This is a genomic window from Mesoaciditoga sp. (genome assembly GCF_054006115.1).
The window spans coordinates 1-23,786 of sequence record NZ_JBPNHS010000019.1; the positions used below are offsets into that span (position 1 = coordinate 1).

Genomic DNA, 23,786 nt, shown 5'->3' on the forward strand with positions numbered 1-23,786 from the left:
TAGGCTCCTCTTTTCAAATCATAAAGGGGTAATTTCTGTATATCTAAATTTGGTTAAGTATATAAATATGCCCTCGCGTACGGGAAAAGTAGCAGCGTAGTTACAAAAAGGGACAAGAATGATTTCAGCGTTGAAGATTTCGTGTCAGACCTGACATCTGTATAATTTAAAAATCTCAAATTCTGTACATTTCAACTATTTTTTCCAAATTGACGACCTTTTCTCTAACATTTTTAACGGATGAAGCTATTTCTTCCGATGTGGCATTTGTTTCTTGGGCAGCGGCGGCTATTTTTTCAGTAGATGCAGAAATATCCGTCGCTGTTTGTGCGTTGTTAGTCATCGCCGTAGCCACTTCATCCATCGAAGCGGTTTGTTCTTGAACCGCAGCCGCTATGCTTTCCATCATTTGAGTAACTTTGTCTATTCTCGATATTATGTCCTTCAATTTTTCAGCGGCTTCGTCGGCGAGTTTTGATCCATTCTCCGCGGCCGCTTGTATTCTGTCCGAAACTTTTAATGAGTCCTGCGCGACGCTGTTTACGGATTCGACAACCTTTTCAACTTTCGCGGCAGCCTGTTTGCTTTCTTCAGCGAGATCTCTTATCTCATCCGCAACAACCGCAAAGCCTTTTCCTGCTTCTCCTGCTCTCGCCGCTTCTATTGAGGCATTCAACGCCAACAAATTCGTTTGTTCGGCTATCGTTGTAACTGTGGTGACGAAATCGGTAATTTCCTTCGCTCCTAAATTGAAGTTTTCCACCATTTTTTGGATATCTACAACTACCTTAGAGATATCTTTCATGGCGTTTATCACTTCTTCTATGCTTTTCCCACCGTCTTTTGCAAGTTCAGAGCTCTCTTCACTGAATTGAGATGCTTCCTGGGCGTTGTCAGCGACCGTTTTTATCGCGCTGGACATCTCCTCTGTGCTGGCCGTAACTTCTTCGGTTGCCGCCGAAATATCTTGCATCTTTTGGGCGATATCCGTCACAGCCACTGTTACTTCGTTCATTCCTTGAGCTACCGAATCCACAGCTTCTGTGATGTTGTCCATTTCGTTTGAAACTTCCTTCGAATTCTGATGAAGGTTTTTCATGTTTTCTTTCAAAGCCATAGTGGCTTTTCTAAACGCTTCGAACAATTGAGATATTTCGTCTTTTCCTTTTTTCCTTTCATGCTTTTGAAATTCAAAGCTCAGATCGTTATTTTGAAGTTTATTCGCAGCTTCCATCAGAGGTTTCATATTTACGAACATCGCTCTAACAACTAAGAGAACGATCACGATGGAAATTGCAAGCACGATGAGAGGAATGTAAAGCTGTAAAAACATAACTGTAGAAATGGAACTCTGGGCAACATTGGCAGAAGTGTCGATATCTTTTTTTGAAGATTCCGCCATATTGCTTGCAAGCGTTACAATATCGCTCATGGTTTTTCTAAGTTTGTTTTCTTCAGACGTCAAGTCTTGGCTCCCGCTTTTTATCTCTTTGTCCAATTCTTGCACTTGAGATTCCAGAGAAGAGATGTAGGATTTCATCGTTTTTAAATCATTTGCATATTTTGTAAGAGGCAAACTCTCGAATTCTTTAACAGTTGACTTTAGGTTTTCCATTGATTGAAGGGCTCGTTCTTTGTTTGAATCTGATTTAGAAATGACGTAAGAAAAAACGCTCTCTTCACCTTTTAACGATTCAATATGAATGTTTTTGGAGTATTCAAACGCCTTGAGATAAACATCTGCCATGCTGTTGATTTTCGCCGAGGTGTCTCCCAATCGAAAATAAATGAACATCCCGACTCCCCATAGGACAACGATTGGAACTACCGCAAGTACGATGACTTTTACTTTCATGCTCATCCAACATCGCTCCCTTCTTGAAAATTTAACAGATGTGATATACAATTAAAAAGGATAACGAACAATAATATGTTGTAATATCGTATAGAATTATAACATCGTTGTGTATTTTAAAACTCCAAATAACAATGCGTTATATAATTGAAATTTTTATTTATCATATCCATAACACAAAGAGAGGTGGGTCAATGAGAAAGACACTTTTATTTTTTGTGGTATTAGTTTCCTTTTTTGCTTTTTCCTTTTCTCTAACCATTAAAGTTGGCATTTACGATAATCCACCTCTTTCTTTCTATAAAAATGGAAGCGCTCAGGGCATACTTGTGAATGTTATGAACTCCATAGCAAAAAAGGAAAATTGGAAAGTTGAATATGTTTACGAGTCTTTTTCCAGGCTTTTGGCCGATCTGAAAAGCGGCAAGATCGATATGCTTCTTGGCATAGCTGAAACGAAGGAAAGAGAATCGTTTTGTTATTTCACCAAAGAATATTTTTTGTCAAATTGGGCTCAGGTGTACACACATAAAGGAAGTTCCATTGATTCCTTTTTTGATTTGAACGGCAAGCGCGTCGGCGTTTTAAAATCGGATATCTTCTATGAAGGGCAACTGGGAATAAAGTATTTTTTAAAACATCTAAGAGTCAAAGCAAAATTCGTTGAATTCAACAGCTACTCGGATATTTTCAAAGCCATTAAAGATAAAACAATAGACGCTGGCGTTGTAAACAGATTTTTTGGCGTTGAAAACGCTTCAAAATACGGATTACAGAGCACATCGATGATTTTCTACCTCATTGAGGAAAAAGCTGCTTTTTCTAAACAAAGCCACGTTGCAAAGATCATAGCGCCGGTTGTGGACAGGTACATCAGGCAAATGAAAGGAAACGACAATTCAGTTCTTAACGAGTCAATTTCTAAATACTTGAATGTCCCTTTCGCAAAGCCTTTCATCCCGAAATGGGTTTTTTACGTTTTTGGCGTCGGTATTCTTGTTTTTGCGGTGCTGATTGTTAACGTTATTATTTTGAGAAAGCTTGTAAAGAAAGAAGCGAGTGAGCTTGAAAGAAAAAACGAGAAATTAAACGAAACCATTGAAGAACTCACCACTTCAAATGAAGAAATAAAGGCCATAAACGAGGAATTGGAGCATACCTATTCTGAATTAGAAAAGCTTAACAAAAGATTTCAAAGCATGATCGTTCCTTTGTCTCAGCTTGACATGGTGAAAGTAGAAGAAAATGAGTTTCTCAACAAAATGCTTGACAACGCCCTGGAAATGATTCCGGCGGCTAAATACGGAAGCATCTGGATTTTCGACGAAAACAAGTGGAAAATAGCAGCCTGCCGCGGACACGATGAAGAGATCTTAAAAAATCCCAACATCGATTTTGAATTGGTTAAATTCAGCGAAGTTCAAATCGTGAAAGATCTTCTAAAAGAGGATGAAAAGATATCCTCTTCAAAAGCGTTCGAAGTATTGAAAAAAGCCACAAAGCCCATAAAAGAATCTTTAGTTGCGCCGTTGAAATTTTCGAATGATATACTTGGCTACATGTCAATTGATATTCCAAAAGAAAGCGAATGCGCTTTTTCTCAAAATGATGTGGAAATTTTGAATGCTTTTTCAAAGATAACCACGGCTTTTTACGTTTCAAGAAAGTATTTAAAAAGCCAGCGTGAACTTCAAAAAAAGCTTATAATGGTGTTTGTCACTGCACTTGAAAAGTATGATGTCTACACCAAGGGCCATTCTGAGCGCGTGGCAAACTGTTCTACTAAAGTTGCAAAGATGATGGGAATGAATGAAGAAGATCAAAGAAAGATCTATCAAGCCGGATTGCTTCACGATGTGGGAAAGATCTTCGTTCCTTTGGAAATACTGAACAAAAATGGGAAACTCACTCCTGAAGAGTACAACGAAATAAAAACACATCCCGTAATTGGAGCGGAATTGGTTGAAGAAGGGGCGGGATTAAGAGAAATCGCCGTTATAGTGAGGCATCATCACGAAAGATGGGATGGCAAAGGATATCCAGACGGTTTAAAAGGGAAAGAAATACCATTAGAATCGAGAATAATGTCAGTGTGCGATACGTTTGACGCCATGACAAGTGATAGACCGTACAGAAGAGCGTTGAGCGAAGAAATGGCACTGGAAGAAATCGAAAAAAACGCGGGAAAGCAATTCGATCCCGCGGTGGTTGAAGCGTTTTTGAAGACGAAAAGAAAGGAACTCAATAGTTCTGAGAGTTCTAAAATTCAGCGCTGATAAACTTTTTCTCCATGCAGGTAGGTTTCTAAAACGTTGAGCTCTTTGTCCAACAAAACGAAATTCGCCAGATATCCTTCTTCTATCCTACCAATTTTTTGTATGTTTAAATTCACAGCTGAATTGTAAGATGAAACCATTGCAAGTTCTTTCAGAGAACAACCCGTGAATTTCTTGAAATTCTTTACCGCTTTGCTGAACAACAGGGTGCTTCCAGCCAACGTCCCGTTTTGTAGCGTTGCTTTACCCTCAGAGACGTTGACCCTTAATCCACCAAGCTCGTATTCTCCATCTTCGAGCGCCGCGGCACTTATGGAATCTGTTATCAAAGAGATACGCTCAGCGCCTTTTAACCTGTAAATGAGCTTTACGAAATTCGGATCGAGATGAATACCGTCCACTATCATTTCAAGTGTAAAATCGAAGTAAAGTCCTGCCCCAGTTCCGCCCAATTCTCTATGGTGAAAACCTTTCAAGGCATTTGGAAAATGGGTTATTCTGTTCACGCCATTTAGAAATGCCTGTCTTATCTCTTCAAAATTGGCATCGCTATGGCCAATGGAAACGACCGTTCCATTTTCTTTTAAAAGTGGGAGCACATCGTAAAATCCTTTTAACTCAGGTGCCATAGTTATAAGTTTGACATGAGGCGAAAGTATCTCTTCCATCTCCTTAGAGGTGGCCTCACGAATGGCATTGGGATTTTGAGCCCCTCTTTTGTTTATATTTATGTAAGGCCCTTCGTAATGAACTCCCACAACGGACGTTCTTGATTTTTTGTACACGTACTCTTCGATCATGTTTGAAACTCTGATCATATCTTCTTTCTTAGCTGAAACGGTTGTGGGAATAAAAGAGGTAATTCCCTGAGTGTAAAGGAAGCGTTCCCATCTCTCCAATTTTTCATCGTCGATGCTCATGGTGTCTATTCCAAAACATCCATGAGTGTGTGGATCTACAAAACCAGGCATGAGTATGTTGTCAAAGGTGCTAGCGCCCTTAGGAGTGACTTTTCTAACGATTCCTTCTTCCCATAAAACATCTCCGACAAATTCTCCTTTTAGCGGATCTACCACCAGCACGTTTTTTATTTCCAATGCTCATCACCACCACTTTCGTTGTCATTCGCTTTTCCTTCATTTTAACATTTTTGAAAAGGATCCAAAAAAATTAAAAATGTGGGTAAGTTAAAAGTGAAGAGAATTTTTTTAAATCTTCTCAAGATGCTAAAATGATCTTAGAAAGAAGAAGTTCAAATGATGGAGGTGCGGATTATGAAGAAGCTTGGTATAAGCGTTTTGCTGGTGTTTTTCTCTTTCACGATGACATTTGCGAATTTAACAGCTCTATTTGGAAATAACAAAGACGTACAAAGTATTGTTCAATCGAACGACGAATTCGCGTTTGATTTGTACTCTAGGTTGAAAGGAAATGGAAATGCTTTTTTTTCACCATTTAGTATTTTTGATGCCCTATCTATGGTTTACGCTGGCGCTAATGGTGAAACAAAAACGCAGATGACAAAAACCCTTCACATAAGACTCTCAAACGATAAATTCAACGTTGCTTTTTCAAAAATCGTTAATTTGATGAATTTAACCGTCACCAACTCCTCCACTCTTAACGTCGCCAACGCTTTATGGATTCAAAAAGGTTTTAAACTTTTACCAAGCTTCGTTTCTACCATAGATAAATACTACAATGGAGAGCTTTACAAAGTCGATTTTGCAAAGTCCATAGAGGCAAAAAAAGTGATAAACGATTGGGTGAGAGAAAAAACAAAAGGAAAAATTGAAAACATCATAAATAGACTTCCAGGCTTAACGAGACTTATACTTACAAATGCCATATATTTCAACGGGAAGTGGAAAGTGGAATTTAAAGCTTCTAATACGAAAAAGACGGATTTCTTTGTGGATAACAAACACACAACGAAGGTGGAAATGATGTACCAAAAATCAAAATTTGCATACATGCAAAATGATCTTCTGCAGGCTTTGAGGCTTCCCTACGGAAGTGGAAAACTATCGATGATCGTTTTACTTCCAAAAGACAAGTATGGCATACAGAATCTTGAGAATTCGTTAAGTGCGTCTAATTTTAAGAAGTGGTGTTCCGAAATGAAAGAACAAACCGTGAAGGTATTCCTTCCAAAATTCAAGCTGAGAGATGGATACTCGCTCAACTCTATTCTTAAATCTCTTGGAATGGAAGACGCCTTCATCAATGCAGATTTTTCAGGTATAGATGGTGCAAAAGATCTTGTGATCTCCGATGTGCTTCACAAAGCTTTTGTAGACGTAAACGAAAAGGGAACGGAAGCCGCTGCTGTAACAAGTGTTATTATGACTCTTACCTGTGCACCTAACGTTAAACCACCCGTTATTCCTGTTTTCAAGGCAGATCACCCTTTCGTCTTCTTCATAGTTGACAAAATAAGTGCTACGAGTGATCTCATACTTTTCATGGGAAAAGTGGAAAAACCTTGACTTCAATTGCGCATTCTTCTTCCGTGAACTTCGTCTTTGACGTGGTATAATTTTGTCGAAAGATAAAGGTAAAGATGGGAGAGGATGTGAATTGAAAAATGAATGGGAGGTTGCTGACCCCCACGAAGAGTGGGAAAGGTTTTTGTGTGAAAAATTTAAGATAACCCCTTTGTTGGCCCGCTTGCTCGCCAATCGTGGTGTTGATACTCTAGAAAAAGCGCAACAGTTTTTGACCCCAGCTTCTATAAAATTGGAAGATCCTTACAAGATGCAAGATATGGATAAAGCCGTTAAAGAACTTTTGCGTGTAAAAGAAAGTGGAGCGCCGTTGGTAATATACGGTGATTACGATGTTGATGGGGTAACTGGTACAGCGCTTTATTATCTGGTTTTGAAAAAATGGGGCTGGAACGTTGATTATTACATTCCGAGCAGATTAGACGATGGTTATGGTCTTAGCAGAGAAGCCATAGATTTTTTATACGAAAAAGGTGTAAAGAATTTGATGACAGTTGATTGTGGAATAACGTCCGTAGATGATATTGCTTACGCCAATTCAAGAGGTTTTCGAGTGATCGTCACGGATCATCATGAAACGAAAGATGAAATTCCCAAGGCCATTGCCGTCATTGATCCAAAAAGGCCAGATGATTCTTATCCATTTAAGGATTTTTCTGGTGTTGGGGTAGCTTATAAAGTGCTTCAAGCCCTTCAGAGTGAAATTGGAATACAAGACGATCTCGAAGAGTATCTCGACATAGTTGCGCTGGGAACCGTGGCCGATATAGTTCCACTCTTGTGGGAAAATCGCTATTTTGTTTACAAGGGAATGAAATTGCTTGGAGAGAAAAAAAGGGTTGGTTTGGCAAAGTTAATGGAGCTTTCCAACGTTGATCATTCCGATATTAAGTCCCATGATATAGGCTTCAAAATTGCCCCCAAGATAAATGCTGTTGGTCGCATCGACAGTGCGTACACCGCTTTAGAATTGGTTTTGGAAGAAGACGAATCAAAAGCGTACTCCCTTGCCAAAGAATTGATAGAAAAAAATAAAAAGAGACAATTCATAGAAAATCAAATACTTCAGGAAGCTTTAGCGCAACTCGATGTTATGGATGATCTGAAAGAACGTAGAATATTGGTTTTATCTGGCGAAAACTGGCATCCGGGTGTTATTGGGATTGTGGCCTCGCGAATTCTTTCCGCCTTTCACAAACCGACTCTCATGATTTCAAAAGAAGGTGAAATAGCAAGAGGCTCTGCCCGCAGTATTGAAGGGGTAGACATAGTAAAGATATTAAAAGGCGCCGAGGATCTTTTAGAAGAATACGGCGGACACAAGATGGCAGCCGGCTTTTCACTTAAAAGTGAGCTTATACCAGAATTCGATGCCAGACTACAAGAACTGATGAAAGAATACGATTCCAAAGACTTGACATCTGTCGTAAAAATTGATGCGAAACTGGAACTTTCAGAAATAGATGACTCTTTGATTGAAGATATTGAGAAATTGAGACCGTATGGCAGCGGAAATCCGGAACCTGTTTTTGAATTTGATAATTTAGAAGTTGAAAGAGTAAGGAACGTTGGAAAATTCGGAAAACATTTGAGCTTAACTGTGGGAAATGGAAAGAAACACGTTGATGCCATTGGCTTTGGCCTTTCAAATAAAATAGATGATAATTTCTATTCAAGACCAAATGTGAACATTGTGGCGAACATATGGGAGAACAATTGGAATGGAAGAAAAAAGGTTCAGCTTAACATCGTGGATTTAAGGATAAACAATGAAAGAAATTCAACCAGAATTTTAAGAAAAAACGCCATAAAAAGAAAATTTTCAAACGTGCTTTCTCTTGAAGAAAACATATTGGTAGTTGGCAATCCACATGTGGAAGAAAGAATGATACTTGAATCGTCTTTGCTTGAAGGAAGGTTAGTGGTGGTTGCTCCTTCCAATTCAATGATGAGAGATTTTTACTCTTCTGTGGCTCCAGAGGTGAAAGCCATCGGCAAAACGACAACTTATGTTGATGCGATAAACGATGGTTTCGAACAAGCCCATGTTGTGTTCACAAACGTTATCTCATTGAAGAAAGTTTTGAAAGACGGAGATAGTCTTTTCGTGTGTGAACCTCAACTTATGTACGAAATAGGATTGAGAGACCATTTAATAGAGGCTGTTCATTTTAAGAATCTAAGAAAAGTGCTTCTTTTTTCATCATTCTTAAGCCACGAAGTTGAAAACGATTTGAGTATCGATTTCAACATTGAGAGGGTTTTTCACGAGTACCATAAGAGAACAGTTGGCCTTATAGACGATAGAAATTCCAGAGAAAAATTCAATTTAGTCTCTTCTATAATAAATGAAAGAAATGAAAAGATAATGATAATATTTTCGAGCACGCAAAATTTAAAAGACACGTACAAACGTTTATGCGAATTGTATCCATCTATGTGTAAGAGCGAAAAACTAGTCCCTTACATTCCAAACTCCAATTCTCATCATCATATCTCAACTTCAATAAAAAGGGGAAAAACTAGAGTGCTTTTGACTTCTTCAACGTACGCATCAACGATTGACGAAATGGATAGAATCGTTTACTACGATTTTCCAAGAAATCATATTTCTTTTTTGAAGCCTCCAACACTTTTCGAAAACAACAACATCCCAATTATTCAAATGCTTTTTGGGGAAGAAGATTTCAATTCGAACATTAAAGAAATAGAAGAGCTATTTCCCCCTTATGAAAAGGTTAGATTGGCGGCAGAAATTTTGAGTGACGGATGCACAAAAGATGCCGAAAAGTGTTTGGTGGAAAGCGGTGTGAGCCGTTCTAAGGCGTTTTCAAAGATCTTCATATCTATTCTAAAAGAAGTAAACGCTTTTGAAGATGGGCGAATAGTTAGAATACCTAAAGTGCAAGAAGTTGAGAACTCGTCGCGTGAAAAAGAGGGAGAAGTGGAAAAAAAGATAGCTTTTTCCGTAAAGAAAAGACTTATGAACAGAAACACCAGGGAAATAGCCAAAATATTTCATAATCCCTTCGATGGTAATTATGCGAAAAGCATCCGTTGACTTTGGGACAAAAAGAAGTGGCATAGCAATTACAGATCCAACAGGAACTGTGGTAACAAACGTCAAAACCGTTCCGCCAAACGATGTTGTAAAAGAGCTCAAAAAGATAGAAAACCTCTCGGAAATTGTGGTTGGTCTACCATTGAATTTAAAAGGAAAATTCACTCCTTCCACATCTAAAGCGGTGGACAAGGCAATAGAAATTTCAAGAGAAATGGCACCAATACCAGTTTACATGGTTGATGAGCGTTTTACTTCAAACATTGCAAATCGTGAAATATTTTCTTCAAATTCGAAAAAAAGCATAGTCGATGAGTTGAGCGCTTCAATAATACTGCAAGACTACATGGAAAGAAGAATAAAAGCTTACAGGGTATCTTCCACGCTTCAACCACCTTCACCAGAAGTTGCAAATTTTTTTAAATTTCTCTCTCCAAAAAAGATAATCATGATCGGAAGCGCGTTGAGAGGATTGGAAAGCTATGATATAGCCCCCTTTGAAATATACGAAGATGACCCCGTATACTTTAGGTTAAGAGAAGTTAATATTTTTAGAAAAAATTTGAGAATAACTTTGCATTTTGGTGTATTTTGGGATATAATTCTACCGTACGTGGGTATAGAAGATTTGATTCTTACCGATCTGAATTGTTGGCATGAAATAGACGTGAAAAGGCTTCCACGTGGAATAAGAATTGCGATCGACGATGAAAAAGGATATGTAAAGATAGGGAATCAGTCACTAATTTTTTTAAAAGTGAAATAATGATGAAAAAAAACATTTTCAAGCTTTCAAGAGATTCGGTGAATTTTTTTAAGCATTCAAATGTAGTCTTTGACTTCGGTGTAACGGTTATTTCCAACATTGTGGTTGGTGGCCTGATAGGATATTATCTTGATAAGTGGACCTTCAACAACAAAGTTTTGCTTTTGGTTTTCTTGCTCCTCGGCACAATTTCTGGAATGTACAACGGCATGAAGGTGCTTTTAAAAGTAGCAGCAAAGGAAGAAAAAAAACAAAATGAAAAGTGACTCTCTTTCGTGGTCTTTAAACTTGTGGTCATCTTTTACGCCAGCGGGACTCTTTTTGTTTTTTCTGGATTGGAGAATTTTTCTGTCATTTCTTCTCGGGACAATTGGTTCTCAGTTATCCTTGTTGTTGATGGCAGAAGATGCCAATAAGGTAAAAGAAGGTAAGTTGAAATCCCTAAAGTTCGGTTTCTTAAAGAGGTACACTTTAAGTGCTGTGATTCTTTTGTTTTCCTCCATCTTTGGAATAAAAGGTTTGATCTTTGCCTTCTTCGGCTTGGAGTTGGCAAGGTTCACACTTATCACATACGTGGGGAGTGGTAAAACTTGAAGGTTTCTTTTTCAAAGGGAGAGAAGATTTTTCTTACGTTGTTTTTGATAGTTTACGCTGGCGTGGCGATCTGGAATTTTGGCAAAATTTCTTTTCCTGAAGGAATTGGAAAAGTGTGGCAGGTGCACGTACCTTTACCTTCGCTCTTGGGTACTTTAAATCCGATTACCGTTATAATGACCGTTGTTATCATGTCTATTCTCATTTACATGGCTGTTTCCTTCAAACGGCATTTAAGCAAGATTCCTTCCAAGAAGCAAGCTGCTATTGAGATTATTCTTTCTTTCGTTTACGATTTAGTCGAAGATGTGATTCCAGTCAAAGAGTTCGTTAAACCCACTTTCTACGTTTCGATGACCCTCTTTCTGTTTATCTGGTTTTCTAATTTGTTAGGTGGCATTCCTGGCATAAGCGTTGGAGTCTCAAGCCATCATCTCGTTTTAAATTTATTTACCGATACGTGGCCATCTCCGACTGGAGACTTGAATACAAACGTTACCTACGCGGTAATGGTTTTGTTTATAAGCCACATATTTGCCATAAAACTCAAAGGCTTTAAAAATTGGATGAAGGGATTTATCGATCCGAACCCAATAATGCTTCCAATGAACATAATAGGAGAATTGGCAAAGCCAGTTTCGCACTCACTCAGGCTCTTTGGAAACATCGCGGGTGGGGGCATCATGGTTTTGATGCTGAGCTATCTTGCAAAGTACACGATAGTTCCAATGGTACTGTGGGGATTCTTTGGATTTTTTGTTGGCACGATACAGGCGTTTGTCTTTTCAATGCTCGCAATTGCTTATATAAGCGTTCAACTTGAACAATAAAAAAAGGAGGAGATTGAAGTGGCAGATCTTTCTATGGCTCAGGCGGTTGTGGAAGCCGCAAAATACATAGGAGCAGGGGTGGCAATGGGAATAGGTGCCATAGGTCCGGCAATAGGTGAAGGACACATAGGGCAGGGAGCAATGGAATCGATGGGAAGGCAACCCGAAATGGTTGGAACACTCACAACAAGAATGTTGCTTTCTCAGGCGGTTGCGGAATCTACAGGTCTTTACGCCTTGCTTATTGCCTTTATGATCCTTCTCTTTTAAGTGGAGAGATAAAAAATGTCATCAGGAGTATTTGTCAATTTCAACGGTACATCTATACTTCAATTGATGAGTTTCTTTTTGTTGATGTACCTTCTTATCAAGTATCTTTATAAACCTTTTCTGGCCCTTTTAGATAAGAGGCGTCAGGATATAAAGGCGGAATACGATAAAGCTGAAGCGTCCAAGAAAGAAGCTGAAGAGATGAAGAAAAGAATGGAAGTTGAAATGAAAAAATTGGATGAAAAAATAAGCGCCATGTACGAAGAGGCCAAAGAGAGGGTAAAGAAGTACGAAGAAAGCGAGAAAAAACGTGTTCAAAGTGAGATAGCGAACATGCTGGAAAAAGGTCGAAGGGAAATACAAGAAGAGCAGTCGAAAGCCGAAGAAGCTTTGCGCACAAAAGTCGTAACATTGGCTATAGCTTTAGCCTCTAAGGTTATTCAAAAGGATTTAGACGATAAAGCGAAGAGGGAATTTTTAATGAATCAACTCTCTAAATTCGGTGATAAGAAATGAAAAGCAGCCGCGCTGTTGTGTTAAGGTATGCGAGGGCTCTTCTTGACCTGAACAATGCGCGATGTATAGATGCTATAAAAGTCTTGGCGAATATGGAAGACGAAAAGATCGTAGACTTTCTACGCGATCCAACAATTCCGCCTTCCCTTAAATCTAAAGTTGTGGGGGAAGTGTTTGGAATTGAGGAAAAATGCCAAAAGTTTTTGGAAGTGATCTTCGAGCACAAGCGTTTCAAAATATTCAAAGATCTTTACCAACTTTCATGGAAACTTTGGTTGAGAAAGAACAACAAAGAAGAAGTGAGAGTGGAAAGTGCCCAACAATTAAATGAAGAAGAGGTTCAAAAAATAGAAGAGGTCATAAGAAAAGTGAGAAGAACGGAGCCCGTTATAGAGCTTTCTAAAAATGAAGAACTCCTGGCAGGTATAGTCATAGATTTTGAAGATTCGGTAGTGGATATGAGTGCGGCCGGCGCTCTAAAAAAAGCGGCCAGTCTTATGTATGGAGGGTGATGGAATGCGTATAAACCCAGACGAGATAACAAGGGTTCTGCGCGAGAAGATAGAGAATTTCAAAAACGTTCCCGATCTGAAAGAGGTGGGGCGTGTCATTCAGGTGGGAGACGGAATCGCTCGCGTTTACGGACTTGAAAATGTCATGTCTAACGAACTTGTGAAATTTCAAAATGGAAGCATGGGAATGGCTATAAATCTTGAAGAAGACAACGTTGGAATAGTCATTCTTGGTTCGTACAAAGATATAAAAGAAGGGGAATTGGTTGAAAGAACCCATAGAATTGTTGAAGTTCCAGTAGGTGAAGAATTGATTGGTAGAGTCGTGGACCCTCTGGGCAATCCATTGGATGGCGGAAAGCCCATCTCTGCAAAGAAAATGAGGCCTGTTGAGAAAAAGGCCGTCGGAATTATCGAAAGGCAACCGGTTGACACGCCGTTGCAAACTGGTTTGAAATCCATAGACTCCATGATACCGATAGGCAGGGGACAGAGGGAACTTATAGTTGGAGACAGACAAACGGGAAAAACGGCCATAGCCGTTGACACGATAATCAATCAAAAAGGAAAAGGCGTTTACTGCATATACGTTGCCATAGGACAAAAAGGAGCCGCCGTGGCAAGGACAGTTGAAAAGCTAAGGCAATACGGAGCTATGGAGTACACAACGGTCGTCGTGGCAAGTGCAAGTGATCCGGCTCCCTTGCTTTATTTAGCGCCCTATGCGGGAGCGGCGATAGCGGAAGAGTTCATGTTTTCGGGGAAAGATACCCTTATTGTTTACGACGATTTAAGCAAACATGCCGTGGCGTACAGGGAAATATCGCTGCTTTTGAGAAGACCGCCTGGTCGTGAAGCGTATCCCGGAGACGTGTTCTATCTCCATTCAAGACTTCTGGAAAGAGCTGCGCGCTTAAGCGATAAACTTGGCGGCGGTTCCATGACAGCTTTGCCAATAATAGAAACGCAAGCCAATGACGTGAGCGCCTACATACCAACCAATGTTATATCCATAACCGATGGACAGATATACCTGGAGTCATCGCTTTTCTATTCTGGATTCAGACCAGCCGTAAACGTTGGGCTTTCAGTTTCAAGGGTTGGTGGCGCGGCTCAGACTAAGGCTATGAAGAAAGTCGCTGGGAATTTAAGAATAGAGCTTGCACAATTCAGAGAATTGGAAGCTTTTGCTCAATTTTCAACGGAACTCGATCCTGCTACCCAGGCGCAGATAAATAGGGGACAACACCTTATGGAACTCTTAAAGCAAGAGCAGTACGCGCCAATGCCATTTGAAGAGCAAGTCGTTTCCCTTTACACGGGTGTAAAAGGATATCTGGATGACGTTGAAATAGAGGCTGTTAAGAAGTTTGAAGAGGAATTTTTGAATTTCATGAGAGAAAAACATCCTGACGTGTTGGATGCCATTAAGCAATCGAAGGATTTAACGTTGGAAGTGGAAGAAAGATTGAAAGCTTCCATTGGAGAGTTCAAGAAAAATTTCAAGGTGAGCTAAGATGGGACGTGGGACAGAGCAACTCATAAAGAAGAAGATAAAATCTGTAAGTTCCACGATGCATATAACAAGGGCAATGGAAATGGTGGCAACTGCCAAGCTAAACAAGCTTCAAAGGATGGTAAAAAATTTTTACGACTATGAAAAGAATTTCTCGGATGTATTTGCCCGTGTGGTCGGGGCCGCTTCTGATTTCAATAGCCCTTTGATATACAAAAAAGAACCCAAAAAAACTTTGCTGGTCGTTTTTACAGGCGATATGGGGTTGTGTGGTTCGTACAATAACGATGTTATAGATTACAGTTACAAGGTTGCGGATGAACTTGGAGAAAAATTTACGGGTTTTTACGTAATCGGCTCAAGGGCAAAATCGAGAATGGCTTTTGATAAAAGGAAGATCAGGTACTCTGTTGTAAACGCTTACGGAACACCATCGTACGATGATGCGCAGAGTCTGGCGAATGAGTTGGTGGACATATATCTTAACGAAGAGGACGTGGATTCAATAAAGATCGTGCAGGGATATTCCAGGAACCCTTTGGTTCAGTTGGTTAAAGTCGAAGATTTTTTACCAATAAAACCAATTATGAATTCCAATAATTCTACTTCTGTGTACGATTACGAACCTCAACCTTCAGAGTTACTCAATGAAATTTTGCCCCAATATCTTGGAACAAGGATGTTTCGAATAATGCTCGAAGCGAGAGTGGCGGAACAAAATGCGAGGCAAAATGCCATGAGGAACGCTACAGAAAACGCCAAAGAATTGGTCAAAGATTTAACCCTTAAGTACAACAAAGTGCGTCAAGCGTATATAACGCAAGAAATAATAGAGGTTACGAACGGTTCAGAAGCGCTTAAAGACGCCTGATTAGGAGGTTTGAAATGGCTACTGGTAAAGTGGTTAGTGTAATAGGTCCTGTTGTTGACGTGAAGTTTTCTTCTGAAAGTCTTCCAGATATTCATAACGCTTTAAAGGTTAAGATAAACGATAGAGAACTTTTCATGGAAGTTGAACAGCTCATAGGAGACGATGTGGTAAGATGCGTGGCATTGGATTCCACTGACGGTTTGTCGAGAAATGAAGAAGTGGAAGATTTGGGAAAGCCCATAAGCGTTCCTGTTGGAAATGAGATAATGGGAAGGATGTTTAACCTTCTTGGTCAACCTATAGATGGCAAGGGAGAAGTTAAGGCAAAAGAAGCATGGCCCATTCATAGAAGTGCTCCTGATATGAACGATCAATCCACCGAAATAGAAATTCTGGAAACTGGAATAAAGGTTATAGACTTAATAGCTCCCTTTCCAAAAGGTGGAAAAATAGGATTTTTTGGTGGTGCAGGTGTTGGTAAAACCGTTTTGGTTATGGAAATGATCAGGAACGTCGCAATTGAACACGGTGGTTTTTCAATGTTTGCCGGTGTTGGTGAAAGAACAAGAGAAGGAAACGAACTCTGGAATGAAATGAAAGAAAGCGGCGTTATAGACAACACCGTTTTGGTCTTTGGACAGATGAACGAGCCACCAGGCGCGAGGTTCAGAGTCGCGCTGAGCGCTTTAACGATGGCTGAATACTTCAGGGACAAGCAGAACAAAGACGTGCTTTTGTTTATAGACAACATCTTCAGGTTTGTCCAAGCTGGTTCGGAAGTTTCGGCTTTGCTTGGTAGAATGCCTTCCGCGGTTGGATACCAGCCAACTTTGGCAACGGATATGGGAGAATTACAGGAAAGAATCACTTCCACGAGGAATGGTTCGATAACATCCGTTCAAGCGATATACGTCCCCGCCGATGATATCACAGACCCTGCACCAGCTACAACGTTTGCCCATTTGGACGCTACCATAGTTTTGTCAAGGCAAATAGCAGAGCTTGGACTTTATCCCGCCGTCGATCCTCTGGATTCGAACTCCAAAATATTGGACCCAAAGGTAGTTGGTGAAGAACATTACCAGGTTGCAAGGCAGGTTCAAAAAGTTCTTCAGAGATACAAAGATCTTCAAGACATCATAGCAATACTTGGAATGGAAGAACTCTCAGAAGAAGATAGATTAACGGTTCAAAGAGCCAGAAAGATCCAAAGGTTTTTAAGTCAGCCCTTCTTCGTTGCCGAACATTTCACCGGCACGAAAGGGCAGTACGTGCCATTGGAAGAAACCATAAAAGGCTTTAAGGAAATACTCGAAGGGAAATACGATGATCTACCAGAGCAGGCTTTCCTGATGGTTGGAACGATAGACCAGGCGGTTGAAAAGGCTAAAACCCTCAAGAAAGGGGCCTAAGCTGTGTTCAAGGTGAGGATAATCACTCCACAAAAGCGCGTTTTCGATGGAGAAGCCGTTTTTGTAGAATTCAAAACCGTTGAAGGAGCTATGGGAACGCTTCAAAAGCGCGCACCTTTCCTTGGAGCGTTAGCCATATCTGAATTGGAGATTGAAAAAAGTGGTGGAGAAAGAGAAAAATTTGCCATTCACGGTGGAATAGCCGAGTTTTCACACAACACTTTAACGATTCTTTCTGACACCGCGGAAAGAGCTGATGAAATAGATATCGAAAGGGCGAGAAGAGCTTTAGAAAAAGCGAAAATAGAATTGAAAAATGCGAAAGATGAAAAGAGTAAAAAAGATTTAGAAGGAAAAATTCAAAGGGCAATGGTGAGGCTGAAAGTGGCGAATAGGAAGTAATTTTTCTTATGAAAGAGAGGTGGAAAAGGTGAGAATAGGCATTCTCACGGGGGGTGGCGATTGTCCAGGTTTAAACGCTGTCATCCGTGGCATAGTTAAAGCGAGAAAAGACGAAGAAGTAATTGGAATAATGCGAGGATGGAAAGGTGCCATGGAAGGAACGTATGTTAAGTTAAGCGATGAAAATGTGGAAGGAATACATTTGCTTGGCGGGACCATTCTGGGTACTTCAAGGGTGAATCCATTTGCCACTGAAAATGGACCTGAAAAGGTTGAGAAAAATCTTAAAGAGATGAAAATTGATGCTCTCATAGCCATCGGAGGCGATGATACGCTGACGGTGGCTTCAAAATTTTCATCACGTGGGCTAAAAGTTATAGGAGTGCCTAAAACCATCGACAATGACGTTGCAAATACCGAATATACTTTTGGATTTCACACGGCTGTAAATGTTGGTGCCGATGCAATAGACAGACTTCAATCAACGGCAAAATCTCATGAGAGAATCATCTTTGTTGAATTGATGGGAAGGAATGCTGGATGGATAACGTTAGAAGCCGGTTTGGCAGCAGGCGCCCATTTGATACTCATACCTGAATTTCCACGAACGATTGATGAAATAATAAAGATACTCAATAAAAGAATGAAGGAAAAAAGATACGCGGTTGTGGCGGTGGCGGAAGGCTTTAAACCGACCGAATTGGAGCAGGTAGTGGGAGATAAAACTACCGTCGATGCTTTTGGGCATATAAAGCTTGGAGGAATTGCGCACTATCTTGCTGAGATAATTGAACAAAAAACGGGATATGAAACTCGTTCCGTTGTTCTAGGGCATCTTTTAAGGGGCGGAACGCCAACCGCTTTTGACAGAATACTTGGGACAAGATACGGTGTTGAAGCAATGCGTTTGGTTCAGCGTGGAGATTTTGGAAGGATGGTTGCTTTGCGTGGAAATGATATAATATCTATACCAATTCAATACGGTGTTGCCACGAAAAAAGTGGTTCCTTACGAATACTACAAATTGGCGGAGATGTTTTTTGGATGAAGGGAGAACATCCATTTGTAAGATGGGCTATAAAAGTGATAGAATCAAAAGTTAGGAGGGGTATTGTTCCAAAGCCCGATCCTGAAGAGTTGCCCCCTGAAATGTTTAAAATAAAATCGGGGGTGTTTGTCACGTTGCATAAGGAAAACGGTGAGCTTCGTGGATGCATAGGCACTTTCCTTCCAACGACAGAGAATATAGCTCATGAGATAGCTCAAATGGCTGTGGAAGCCGCTTTAAGGGATCCACGTTTTCCACCGGTTCAACCCACAGAGCTCGATTCTTTGGTGGTGAACGTTGATGTTTTATCCACTCCTCAAGAAGTTCGCAGCCTTGAAGAACTGGATCCAAAAAAGTACGGTGTAATAGTTGAAAGCGGCTGGAAAAGGGGGTTGCTTTTGCCGGATCTAGAAGGTGTAGATACCGTAGAGGAACAATTAAGAATTGCAAAACTAAAAGCGGGGATAGGTGCCAACGAAAGAATAAAAATATACAAGTTCACCGTGGAGAGATATCGTTAAAGGGGGAAGAGCGTTGGAAGAGAAAGACGTAAAAGAAGTTGAAAAAGTACTTTCATCTTTGGATGGAATTCAAAAGGCAAAGGTTGTGGTCGATGAATTGACAGGTGAAATGAAAGAGATACACGTGCTTTCATTGGCCGATAAGAATTCAAAGCAAATAGTGAGAGATGTGGAAACCGCTGTGCTCACCGTTACAGGGGAAAGAATTGATAGGAGAATAATAAGCGTGGCACAGATGTCCGCGCCTTCTGTTTCAAAAAACAAAAATTCGAAACCATTTTTGGAAGAAAGTATCACAAGCGGAAAGAGATTTAGAATAGAATCGGTCGGTTTTTCAGAAGACGAAATGGAAATTGAAGTAAACGTTGAACTTTCTGACGAAGAAGAAATCAGAGAAGCTTCAAAAAGGGGAGTGCGTTCTTTTAAAAACGTTCTCAAATTATCCGCCGAGGCAACTATAGAAGCGGTGGAAAAATTAACCAATTCTTCGATGAGAATATCGCTTGACGATGTAAGAGAGGTTTCAACTGGAGAAAGGAAATTTTTTCTTGGTGTTATGACCGTTTTAAAATCAAATGGCCTGAGCAAAGAGCTCGTTTTTGCGGGGGCAGTTGGATTCAACGCGGTTAGGAACGTGGCAGAAGCCGTGGTTGATGAGATAAACTCAATGTTGAATTTCTAAGAGGGTGATGTTTGATTGGCAAAGGTATACGTTTTAACGTCTGGAAAAGGCGGAGTTGGTAAGACAACTCTGACAGCTAATTTGGGAACGGCAATGGCTTTAGGTGGCGAAAGAGTTGCGCTGATAGACGCCGATATAGGATTAAAAAACTTAGACGTTGTGATGGGATTGGAAAATAGAATTGTCTACACGCTGATAGACGTTGCAAACGATAAAGTGGGAGTTTTCGACGCTTTGGTAAGACACAAACAAATAAAGAATTTGAGTCTTTTACCGGCTTCTCAAATAGCCACCAAAGAAATGGTTTCTCCGGAAGACATGAAGAAGATTATTGAAGAGATGAAGGAAAGATTTGATTACATATTCATCGATTGCCCGGCAGGTATAGAAAGAGGCTTTAGAAATGCCGTTGCCGGTGCGGACGAAGCTTTGGTAGTTACAACACCGGAATTGCCCGCCATCACAGACGCTGATAGAGTTATAGGTTTGCTGGAAAATATGGGCTTTCAGGACGATAAGATCCATTTAATAGTTAACAGATTCAAGCCTCACATGGTAAGGCACGGAGACATGTTAAACATAGAGGATATAAAGTCAGCCCTTTCCATAGACGTGATAGGTATTGTACCGGATTCAGAAGAGATAATAATCTCCACTAACAAAGGAATCCCTCTGGTGCTTAGCGATGGAAATTCAGAAAGTGTTATGCACAAGGTTTTGGAGGACATAGTTAAAAGACTTAAAGGCGAAGATGTACCCGTTCCAAAGTTGAGTGAACTGGAAGAGAAAAAAGGGTTTCTGGAAATTCTTAAATCTATTTTTGGACGTCGTCGAAGCGGAGATGACTGATAATGGGATTCTTAAGCATATTTTCGAAGAAGCGTAACAAAAAAGAAGAAGTCAACGCTCGCGACTCCGCTAAAGAAAGGTTGAAATCTTTGGTGGGAAACGGGCGAAGGATGGTATACAGAATAGACGATTTTAAAAATCCAGAAGAGCTTGCCCAAAAAACCGCCGAGATAAAAAATGAAATTCAGAAAAAAGCCTCCCAATTATTCAAGACGGATGAGGCAAAGGTTAAAGTTGTGGTTGAAGAGCACAACGGATACGTTGTGATAATTGCAAATATAAATTTTGAATGAGAAGTGATAAAAATGTGGACTACATTGAATGTTAGAACGCACGAACATTTTGAAATGGTAGATATTACACAAGAAATAGAAAAATTAGTTAGAAAGAGTGGTGTAAAAAGCGGAAGGTGCATCGTTTACGTTCCACACACCACCGCCGCGGTTACGATAAACGAAAATGCCGATCCATCTGTGAAAAGGGATATTCTCCATGAGTTGTCAAAGGTTATTCCATGGAATGACGAATACACGCATATAGAAGGAAATTCGGCGGCTCACATTCTCTCCACACTTGTTGGTGTTTCTGAGCTTTTGCCAATAGAAGAAGGACATTTACTTCTTGGAACGTGGCAGGGAGTTTATTTCTGTGAATTCGATGGTCCGAGAAGTCGAAAGGTGCTCATATCAGTTGTGGAGGATTGAAAAATGGGGAGAAAAGCATTTTTTATTTTGATTGCATGTATCGTCGGCGTTTTTTTCACTTACGCTCTGGGCAATGATTTTCCAATGGGAAGTGTCATGAATTTCAATCCCGCTTACATGGTTTCAAATACGAAGTGGGCACTTTCTTATGAATCTTACTTTGAAGGACAAAAGATGAACATCATGGTTTTTCAACCTTTTGAAAACGGCTTTGCCGGGAAGATAGGCTTTTACACGGATTCCAAGGGGAATGGCATTGCTTACTCTATAGCCTCAAAACGGGGAAATTTAGCACTGGGAAGCGATCTTACTCTCTCAAACGATGCGTCTTCTTTATCTTTTGATGTTGGCTTTGGAATGATTCAAAATGTGCTTAAGAATCTCATTTTTGATCTAAGAGTGCCGCACGCTTTTACATACGTTTACAAAGAGGGTATACAAGTTCATCCAAATGCGAAAATGGCTTTGAATTTCGTAAAAAGAAATTGGAACGCGGCCCTTTTCGCTGGAATTGATTACCCATGGGTAAGTGGAGGAGCATGGGGAAGCTTTTCCGCATTTGGGGCGCAGGCTTATTTGTATTTTGAAAGCGGATATGATTCTTCTATCTCAACAGTGGAAGAACAGAAATTGGATTTCATTCTTCAATACACACTTTCCAACGTTAAATTGGCTTACATTTATGATAGTTACTCAAACACACTTATGGGTAAAAAAAGTTTGAAGAGCCACGGAATTAGAATATCCGTTGAATGGTGATATGGAGTGTTTGTAGACAAAGCTAAGATATACGTTGCCTCCGGTAAAGGCGGGAATGGAATCGTTAGTTTTAGAAGAGAAAAATTCGTCCCGAAAGGTGGCCCAGATGGCGGAGACGGCGGGAATGGTGGTTCTGTAATAATAGAAGCCACTTCTTCTATGAACACTTTAATAGATTTCAGATATCACAAGCATTTCAAAGCCGAAGCCGGCGAAAACGGAAAGAGCTCCAATATGACCGGTAAATCGGGAAAAGATCTTGTGATTTACGTTCCTGTGGGCACCATAGTTAAAATAGACGGAAAGCATATCGCCGATTTAAACGAAAGTGGAAAACGTGTTGTTGTTGCCAAAGGCGGAAAAGGTGGAAAGGGAAACAGCCACTTCGCAACCGCTACAAGACAAGCTCCAACAATAGCGGAAAATGGTGGCGACGGAGAAGAACATTGGGTTGAGTTAGAGCTGAAACTTCTTGCGGATGTTGGATTAATAGGATTGCCAAACGCTGGAAAATCCTCTCTTATTTCGGCGATGACAAACGCACATCCCAAAGTTGCGAATTATCCTTTTACAACTCTGGTACCTGTGCTTGGAAAGGTGGACATGGGATTTGGCAAATCTTACATTTTGGTCGATATCCCGGGAATAATAGAAGGAGCACATTCAGGGACAGGACTTGGAGATGAATTTTTAAAGCACGCCGAAAGAACTCGCATAATGGCACACGTCGTGGATATTTCTGGGGATAATCCAATAGAAGATTATGAAATTGTTCGTAAAGAAATGAAATTGTACGATCCTTCTTTTGAAAAGAAACCAGAAGTGATAATTTTGAACAAAATAGATTTGGTTGATCAAAATAAAATTGAAGAAGTTAAGAGAAAATTCGAAGGCAAAAAAGTGCAATGTGTTTCCGCTTTAACAAGAACGGGCTTGGAAGAATTAAAAAAGGTGCTTTACTACGAACTGCAAAACGCTCCAAAAATAGAATTCGAAGTTGAAAAATACGAATCTCAAAAAGACGAAGAAGAGGAAGCCCCTTTGGTTGTTGAGAAAAAAGAGGGGATATTTTTCGTAAAGGGAAAAGAAGTCGAAAAATTGTTAAAAAAATATCAAATAGGCTATAAAGACGCTTACGACCTTTTCATGAAAAAGTTGGACAATTTAGGGCTCGAAAGAATGTTGAAAAGGGCAAATGTTAAAGATGGAGATACGGTTGTAATTGGAAATATGGAGTTTGAGTATAAAGAATGAGAGTAGGCATATATGGGGGGACTTTTGATCCGGTTCACAACGGTCATGTGGTGATCGCCACAAAGATAACAGAACTTTTAAATTTAGACAAACTCATCGTAATGCCGGCGTACATTCCACCCCATAAAGTTGAAAGAAAAAGAGTCGAATTTTCTAAAAGATTTAAATGGTTGGAATTGGCCTTTAAAGATTTAGAAAAGGTGGAAGTATCGGATTTTGAGGGCAAAAAAGAAAAAATTTCGTATACCATAGAAACGGTGGAACACTTTGAAAAAGTGTACGGTAAGTTGGTGTATTTGATAGGAGAGGACAATTACCTATCGATAGACAGATGGTACAGATACGAAGACTTTTTGAAAAAAGTTGAATTGTGGATCTATCCTCGTTCGTGCAATTTAAAAGAAAAAGATGTTAAGAGATGGGCTTTTATATCTGATGATATACATATCGCAAAAGATGTTCCTTTAATTCAAATTTCCTCAACGGTAATTCGTGAAAGGATAAAAAATGGATTGACAATAAGGGGATACGTTCCAGAAAGTATAGAAAAAGACGTTTGGCAAGCGTACCAATAAGGAGGA

At 40.0% G+C, this 23,786-nt stretch carries 25 protein-coding genes; 23 read left to right on the top strand and 2 right to left on the bottom strand.

Annotation, left to right across the window (positions count from 1 at the left end):
- Positions 1-175: 175 nt before the first annotated feature.
- A complete protein-coding gene (locus ACXJIN_RS03480) occupies positions 176-1,861 on the bottom strand; it encodes a HAMP domain-containing methyl-accepting chemotaxis protein (RefSeq protein WP_456399409.1) in 1,686 nt (561 codons plus the stop codon).
- A 188-nt stretch (positions 1,862-2,049) separates the two neighbouring features.
- Between ACXJIN_RS03480 and ACXJIN_RS03485 the strand changes: the two genes are divergently transcribed.
- Positions 2,050-4,131, top strand: a complete 2,082-nt coding sequence (locus ACXJIN_RS03485; protein ID WP_456399410.1) for an HD domain-containing phosphohydrolase — start codon at positions 2,050-2,052, stop codon at positions 4,129-4,131.
- Here ACXJIN_RS03485 and nagA read toward each other — a convergent pair.
- Positions 4,122-5,228, bottom strand: a complete 1,107-nt coding sequence (gene nagA, locus ACXJIN_RS03490) for an N-acetylglucosamine-6-phosphate deacetylase (RefSeq protein ID WP_456399411.1) — start codon at positions 5,226-5,228, stop codon at positions 4,122-4,124. The two genes, ACXJIN_RS03485 and nagA, sit on opposite strands and share 10 nt — an antisense overlap.
- Positions 5,229-5,405: 177 nt before the next feature.
- On the opposite strand from nagA, the gene ACXJIN_RS03495 reads away from it, so the two are divergent.
- The 22 genes from ACXJIN_RS03495 to nadD all read left to right on the top strand — a co-directional run bounded on the left by ACXJIN_RS03495 (position 5,406) and on the right by nadD (position 23,780).
- Positions 5,406-6,620, top strand: coding sequence for a serpin family protein (locus ACXJIN_RS03495; RefSeq protein WP_456399412.1), 1,215 nt, complete (start codon positions 5,406-5,408; stop codon positions 6,618-6,620).
- A 91-nt stretch (positions 6,621-6,711) separates the two neighbouring features.
- Positions 6,712-9,699 carry a single-stranded-DNA-specific exonuclease RecJ gene (gene recJ, locus ACXJIN_RS03500; RefSeq protein WP_456399413.1) on the top strand — a complete coding sequence of 996 codons (2,988 nt, stop codon included), beginning with the start codon at positions 6,712-6,714 and terminating at the stop codon, positions 9,697-9,699.
- Positions 9,680-10,465 (top strand): Holliday junction resolvase RuvX, encoded by a 786-nt coding sequence (ruvX, locus tag ACXJIN_RS03505; protein ID WP_456399414.1) that lies wholly within the window; start codon positions 9,680-9,682, stop codon positions 10,463-10,465. The genes recJ and ruvX overlap by 20 nt, the downstream gene beginning before the upstream one ends.
- A gap of 2 nt (positions 10,466-10,467) precedes the next feature.
- Positions 10,468-10,731 carry an AtpZ/AtpI family protein gene (locus ACXJIN_RS03510; protein ID WP_456399415.1) on the top strand — a complete coding sequence of 88 codons (264 nt, stop codon included), beginning with the start codon at positions 10,468-10,470 and terminating at the stop codon, positions 10,729-10,731.
- Positions 10,721-11,059, top strand: a complete 339-nt coding sequence (locus ACXJIN_RS03515) for an ATP synthase subunit I (protein WP_456399416.1) — start codon at positions 10,721-10,723, stop codon at positions 11,057-11,059. Before ACXJIN_RS03510 ends, ACXJIN_RS03515 begins: the two co-directional genes overlap by 11 nt.
- Positions 11,056-11,889 carry a F0F1 ATP synthase subunit A gene (atpB, locus tag ACXJIN_RS03520; RefSeq protein ID WP_456399417.1) on the top strand — a complete coding sequence of 278 codons (834 nt, stop codon included), beginning with the start codon at positions 11,056-11,058 and terminating at the stop codon, positions 11,887-11,889. The genes ACXJIN_RS03515 and atpB overlap by 4 nt, the downstream gene beginning before the upstream one ends.
- A 33-nt stretch (positions 11,890-11,922) precedes the next feature.
- Entirely contained in the window at positions 11,923-12,159 is a 237-nt protein-coding gene (locus ACXJIN_RS03525) for a F0F1 ATP synthase subunit C (protein WP_456399490.1), read from the top strand.
- 15 nt (positions 12,160-12,174) lie between these two features.
- Complete coding sequence (gene atpF, locus ACXJIN_RS03530; protein WP_456399418.1) at positions 12,175-12,675, top strand: F0F1 ATP synthase subunit B; 501 nt, start codon at positions 12,175-12,177, stop codon at positions 12,673-12,675.
- Positions 12,672-13,187 (top strand): ATP synthase F1 subunit delta, encoded by a 516-nt coding sequence (atpH, locus tag ACXJIN_RS03535; protein ID WP_456399420.1) that lies wholly within the window; start codon positions 12,672-12,674, stop codon positions 13,185-13,187. Before atpF ends, atpH begins: the two co-directional genes overlap by 4 nt.
- Before the next feature lie 4 nt (positions 13,188-13,191).
- Entirely contained in the window at positions 13,192-14,703 is a 1,512-nt protein-coding gene (gene atpA / locus ACXJIN_RS03540) for a F0F1 ATP synthase subunit alpha (RefSeq protein ID WP_456399422.1), read from the top strand.
- A gap of 1 nt (position 14,704) precedes the next feature.
- Positions 14,705-15,574 carry an ATP synthase F1 subunit gamma gene (atpG, locus tag ACXJIN_RS03545; protein WP_456399424.1) on the top strand — a complete coding sequence of 290 codons (870 nt, stop codon included), beginning with the start codon at positions 14,705-14,707 and terminating at the stop codon, positions 15,572-15,574.
- Positions 15,575-15,588: 14 nt separating this feature from the next.
- On the top strand, positions 15,589-16,986 hold the full coding sequence (gene atpD, locus ACXJIN_RS03550) for a F0F1 ATP synthase subunit beta (protein ID WP_456399445.1): 1,398 nt from the start codon (positions 15,589-15,591) through the stop codon (positions 16,984-16,986).
- A 3-nt stretch (positions 16,987-16,989) separates the two neighbouring features.
- The gene (gene atpC / locus ACXJIN_RS03555; RefSeq protein ID WP_456399453.1) at positions 16,990-17,388 is read left to right on the top strand and encodes an ATP synthase F1 subunit epsilon; all 399 of its coding nucleotides are present in this window, start codon (positions 16,990-16,992) and stop codon (positions 17,386-17,388) included.
- 28 nt (positions 17,389-17,416) lie between these two features.
- A complete protein-coding gene (locus ACXJIN_RS03560) occupies positions 17,417-18,436 on the top strand; it encodes a 6-phosphofructokinase (protein WP_456399455.1) in 1,020 nt (339 codons plus the stop codon).
- Complete coding sequence (amrA, locus tag ACXJIN_RS03565) at positions 18,433-18,957, top strand: AmmeMemoRadiSam system protein A (RefSeq protein WP_456399457.1); 525 nt, start codon at positions 18,433-18,435, stop codon at positions 18,955-18,957. The genes ACXJIN_RS03560 and amrA overlap by 4 nt, the downstream gene beginning before the upstream one ends.
- Before the next feature lie 13 nt (positions 18,958-18,970).
- The gene (locus ACXJIN_RS03570) at positions 18,971-19,639 is read left to right on the top strand and encodes a hypothetical protein (protein ID WP_456399459.1); all 669 of its coding nucleotides are present in this window, start codon (positions 18,971-18,973) and stop codon (positions 19,637-19,639) included.
- 15 nt (positions 19,640-19,654) lie between these two features.
- Positions 19,655-20,488 carry a septum site-determining protein MinD gene (minD, locus tag ACXJIN_RS03575; RefSeq protein WP_456399461.1) on the top strand — a complete coding sequence of 278 codons (834 nt, stop codon included), beginning with the start codon at positions 19,655-19,657 and terminating at the stop codon, positions 20,486-20,488.
- 2 nt (positions 20,489-20,490) lie between these two features.
- Complete coding sequence (locus ACXJIN_RS03580) at positions 20,491-20,781, top strand: trigger factor (RefSeq protein WP_456399463.1); 291 nt, start codon at positions 20,491-20,493, stop codon at positions 20,779-20,781.
- A gap of 12 nt (positions 20,782-20,793) precedes the next feature.
- Positions 20,794-21,192 (top strand): secondary thiamine-phosphate synthase enzyme YjbQ, encoded by a 399-nt coding sequence (locus tag ACXJIN_RS03585; protein ID WP_456399464.1) that lies wholly within the window; start codon positions 20,794-20,796, stop codon positions 21,190-21,192.
- Between the two features lie 3 nt (positions 21,193-21,195).
- A complete protein-coding gene (locus tag ACXJIN_RS03590) occupies positions 21,196-21,951 on the top strand; it encodes a hypothetical protein (protein ID WP_456399466.1) in 756 nt (251 codons plus the stop codon).
- A 6-nt stretch (positions 21,952-21,957) separates the two neighbouring features.
- Positions 21,958-23,205 (top strand): GTPase ObgE, encoded by a 1,248-nt coding sequence (gene obgE / locus ACXJIN_RS03595; protein WP_456399468.1) that lies wholly within the window; start codon positions 21,958-21,960, stop codon positions 23,203-23,205.
- Entirely contained in the window at positions 23,202-23,780 is a 579-nt protein-coding gene (gene nadD, locus ACXJIN_RS03600; protein WP_456399470.1) for a nicotinate (nicotinamide) nucleotide adenylyltransferase, read from the top strand. Before obgE ends, nadD begins: the two co-directional genes overlap by 4 nt.
- The last annotated feature ends 6 nt before the right edge of the window (positions 23,781-23,786 follow it).

Excerpts from the sequence above, each read along its gene's own strand:
- ACXJIN_RS03480 (WP_456399409.1), bottom strand. The coding sequence starts at position 1,861 with ATGAGCATGAAAGTAAAAGTCATCGTACTTGCGGTAGTTCCAATCGTT.
- ACXJIN_RS03485 (WP_456399410.1), top strand. The coding sequence starts at position 2,050 with ATGAGAAAGACACTTTTATTTTTTGTGGTATTAGTTTCCTTTTTTGCT.
- ACXJIN_RS03495 (WP_456399412.1), top strand. The coding sequence starts at position 5,406 with ATGAAGAAGCTTGGTATAAGCGTTTTGCTGGTGTTTTTCTCTTTCACG.
- ruvX (WP_456399414.1), top strand. The coding sequence starts at position 9,680 with ATGCGAAAAGCATCCGTTGACTTTGGGACAAAAAGAAGTGGCATAGCA.
- ACXJIN_RS03510 (WP_456399415.1), top strand. The coding sequence starts at position 10,468 with ATGAAAAAAAACATTTTCAAGCTTTCAAGAGATTCGGTGAATTTTTTT.
- ACXJIN_RS03515 (WP_456399416.1), top strand. The coding sequence starts at position 10,721 with ATGAAAAGTGACTCTCTTTCGTGGTCTTTAAACTTGTGGTCATCTTTT.
- ACXJIN_RS03525 (WP_456399490.1), top strand. The coding sequence starts at position 11,923 with ATGGCTCAGGCGGTTGTGGAAGCCGCAAAATACATAGGAGCAGGGGTG.
- atpF (WP_456399418.1), top strand. The coding sequence starts at position 12,175 with ATGTCATCAGGAGTATTTGTCAATTTCAACGGTACATCTATACTTCAA.
- atpH (WP_456399420.1), top strand. The coding sequence starts at position 12,672 with ATGAAAAGCAGCCGCGCTGTTGTGTTAAGGTATGCGAGGGCTCTTCTT.
- atpA (WP_456399422.1), top strand. The coding sequence starts at position 13,192 with ATGCGTATAAACCCAGACGAGATAACAAGGGTTCTGCGCGAGAAGATA.
- atpG (WP_456399424.1), top strand. The coding sequence starts at position 14,705 with ATGGGACGTGGGACAGAGCAACTCATAAAGAAGAAGATAAAATCTGTA.
- atpD (WP_456399445.1), top strand. The coding sequence starts at position 15,589 with ATGGCTACTGGTAAAGTGGTTAGTGTAATAGGTCCTGTTGTTGACGTG.
- amrA (WP_456399457.1), top strand. The coding sequence starts at position 18,433 with ATGAAGGGAGAACATCCATTTGTAAGATGGGCTATAAAAGTGATAGAA.
- ACXJIN_RS03580 (WP_456399463.1), top strand. The coding sequence starts at position 20,491 with ATGGGATTCTTAAGCATATTTTCGAAGAAGCGTAACAAAAAAGAAGAA.
- ACXJIN_RS03585 (WP_456399464.1), top strand. The coding sequence starts at position 20,794 with ATGTGGACTACATTGAATGTTAGAACGCACGAACATTTTGAAATGGTA.
- ACXJIN_RS03590 (WP_456399466.1), top strand. The coding sequence starts at position 21,196 with ATGGGGAGAAAAGCATTTTTTATTTTGATTGCATGTATCGTCGGCGTT.
- nadD (WP_456399470.1), top strand. The coding sequence starts at position 23,202 with ATGAGAGTAGGCATATATGGGGGGACTTTTGATCCGGTTCACAACGGT.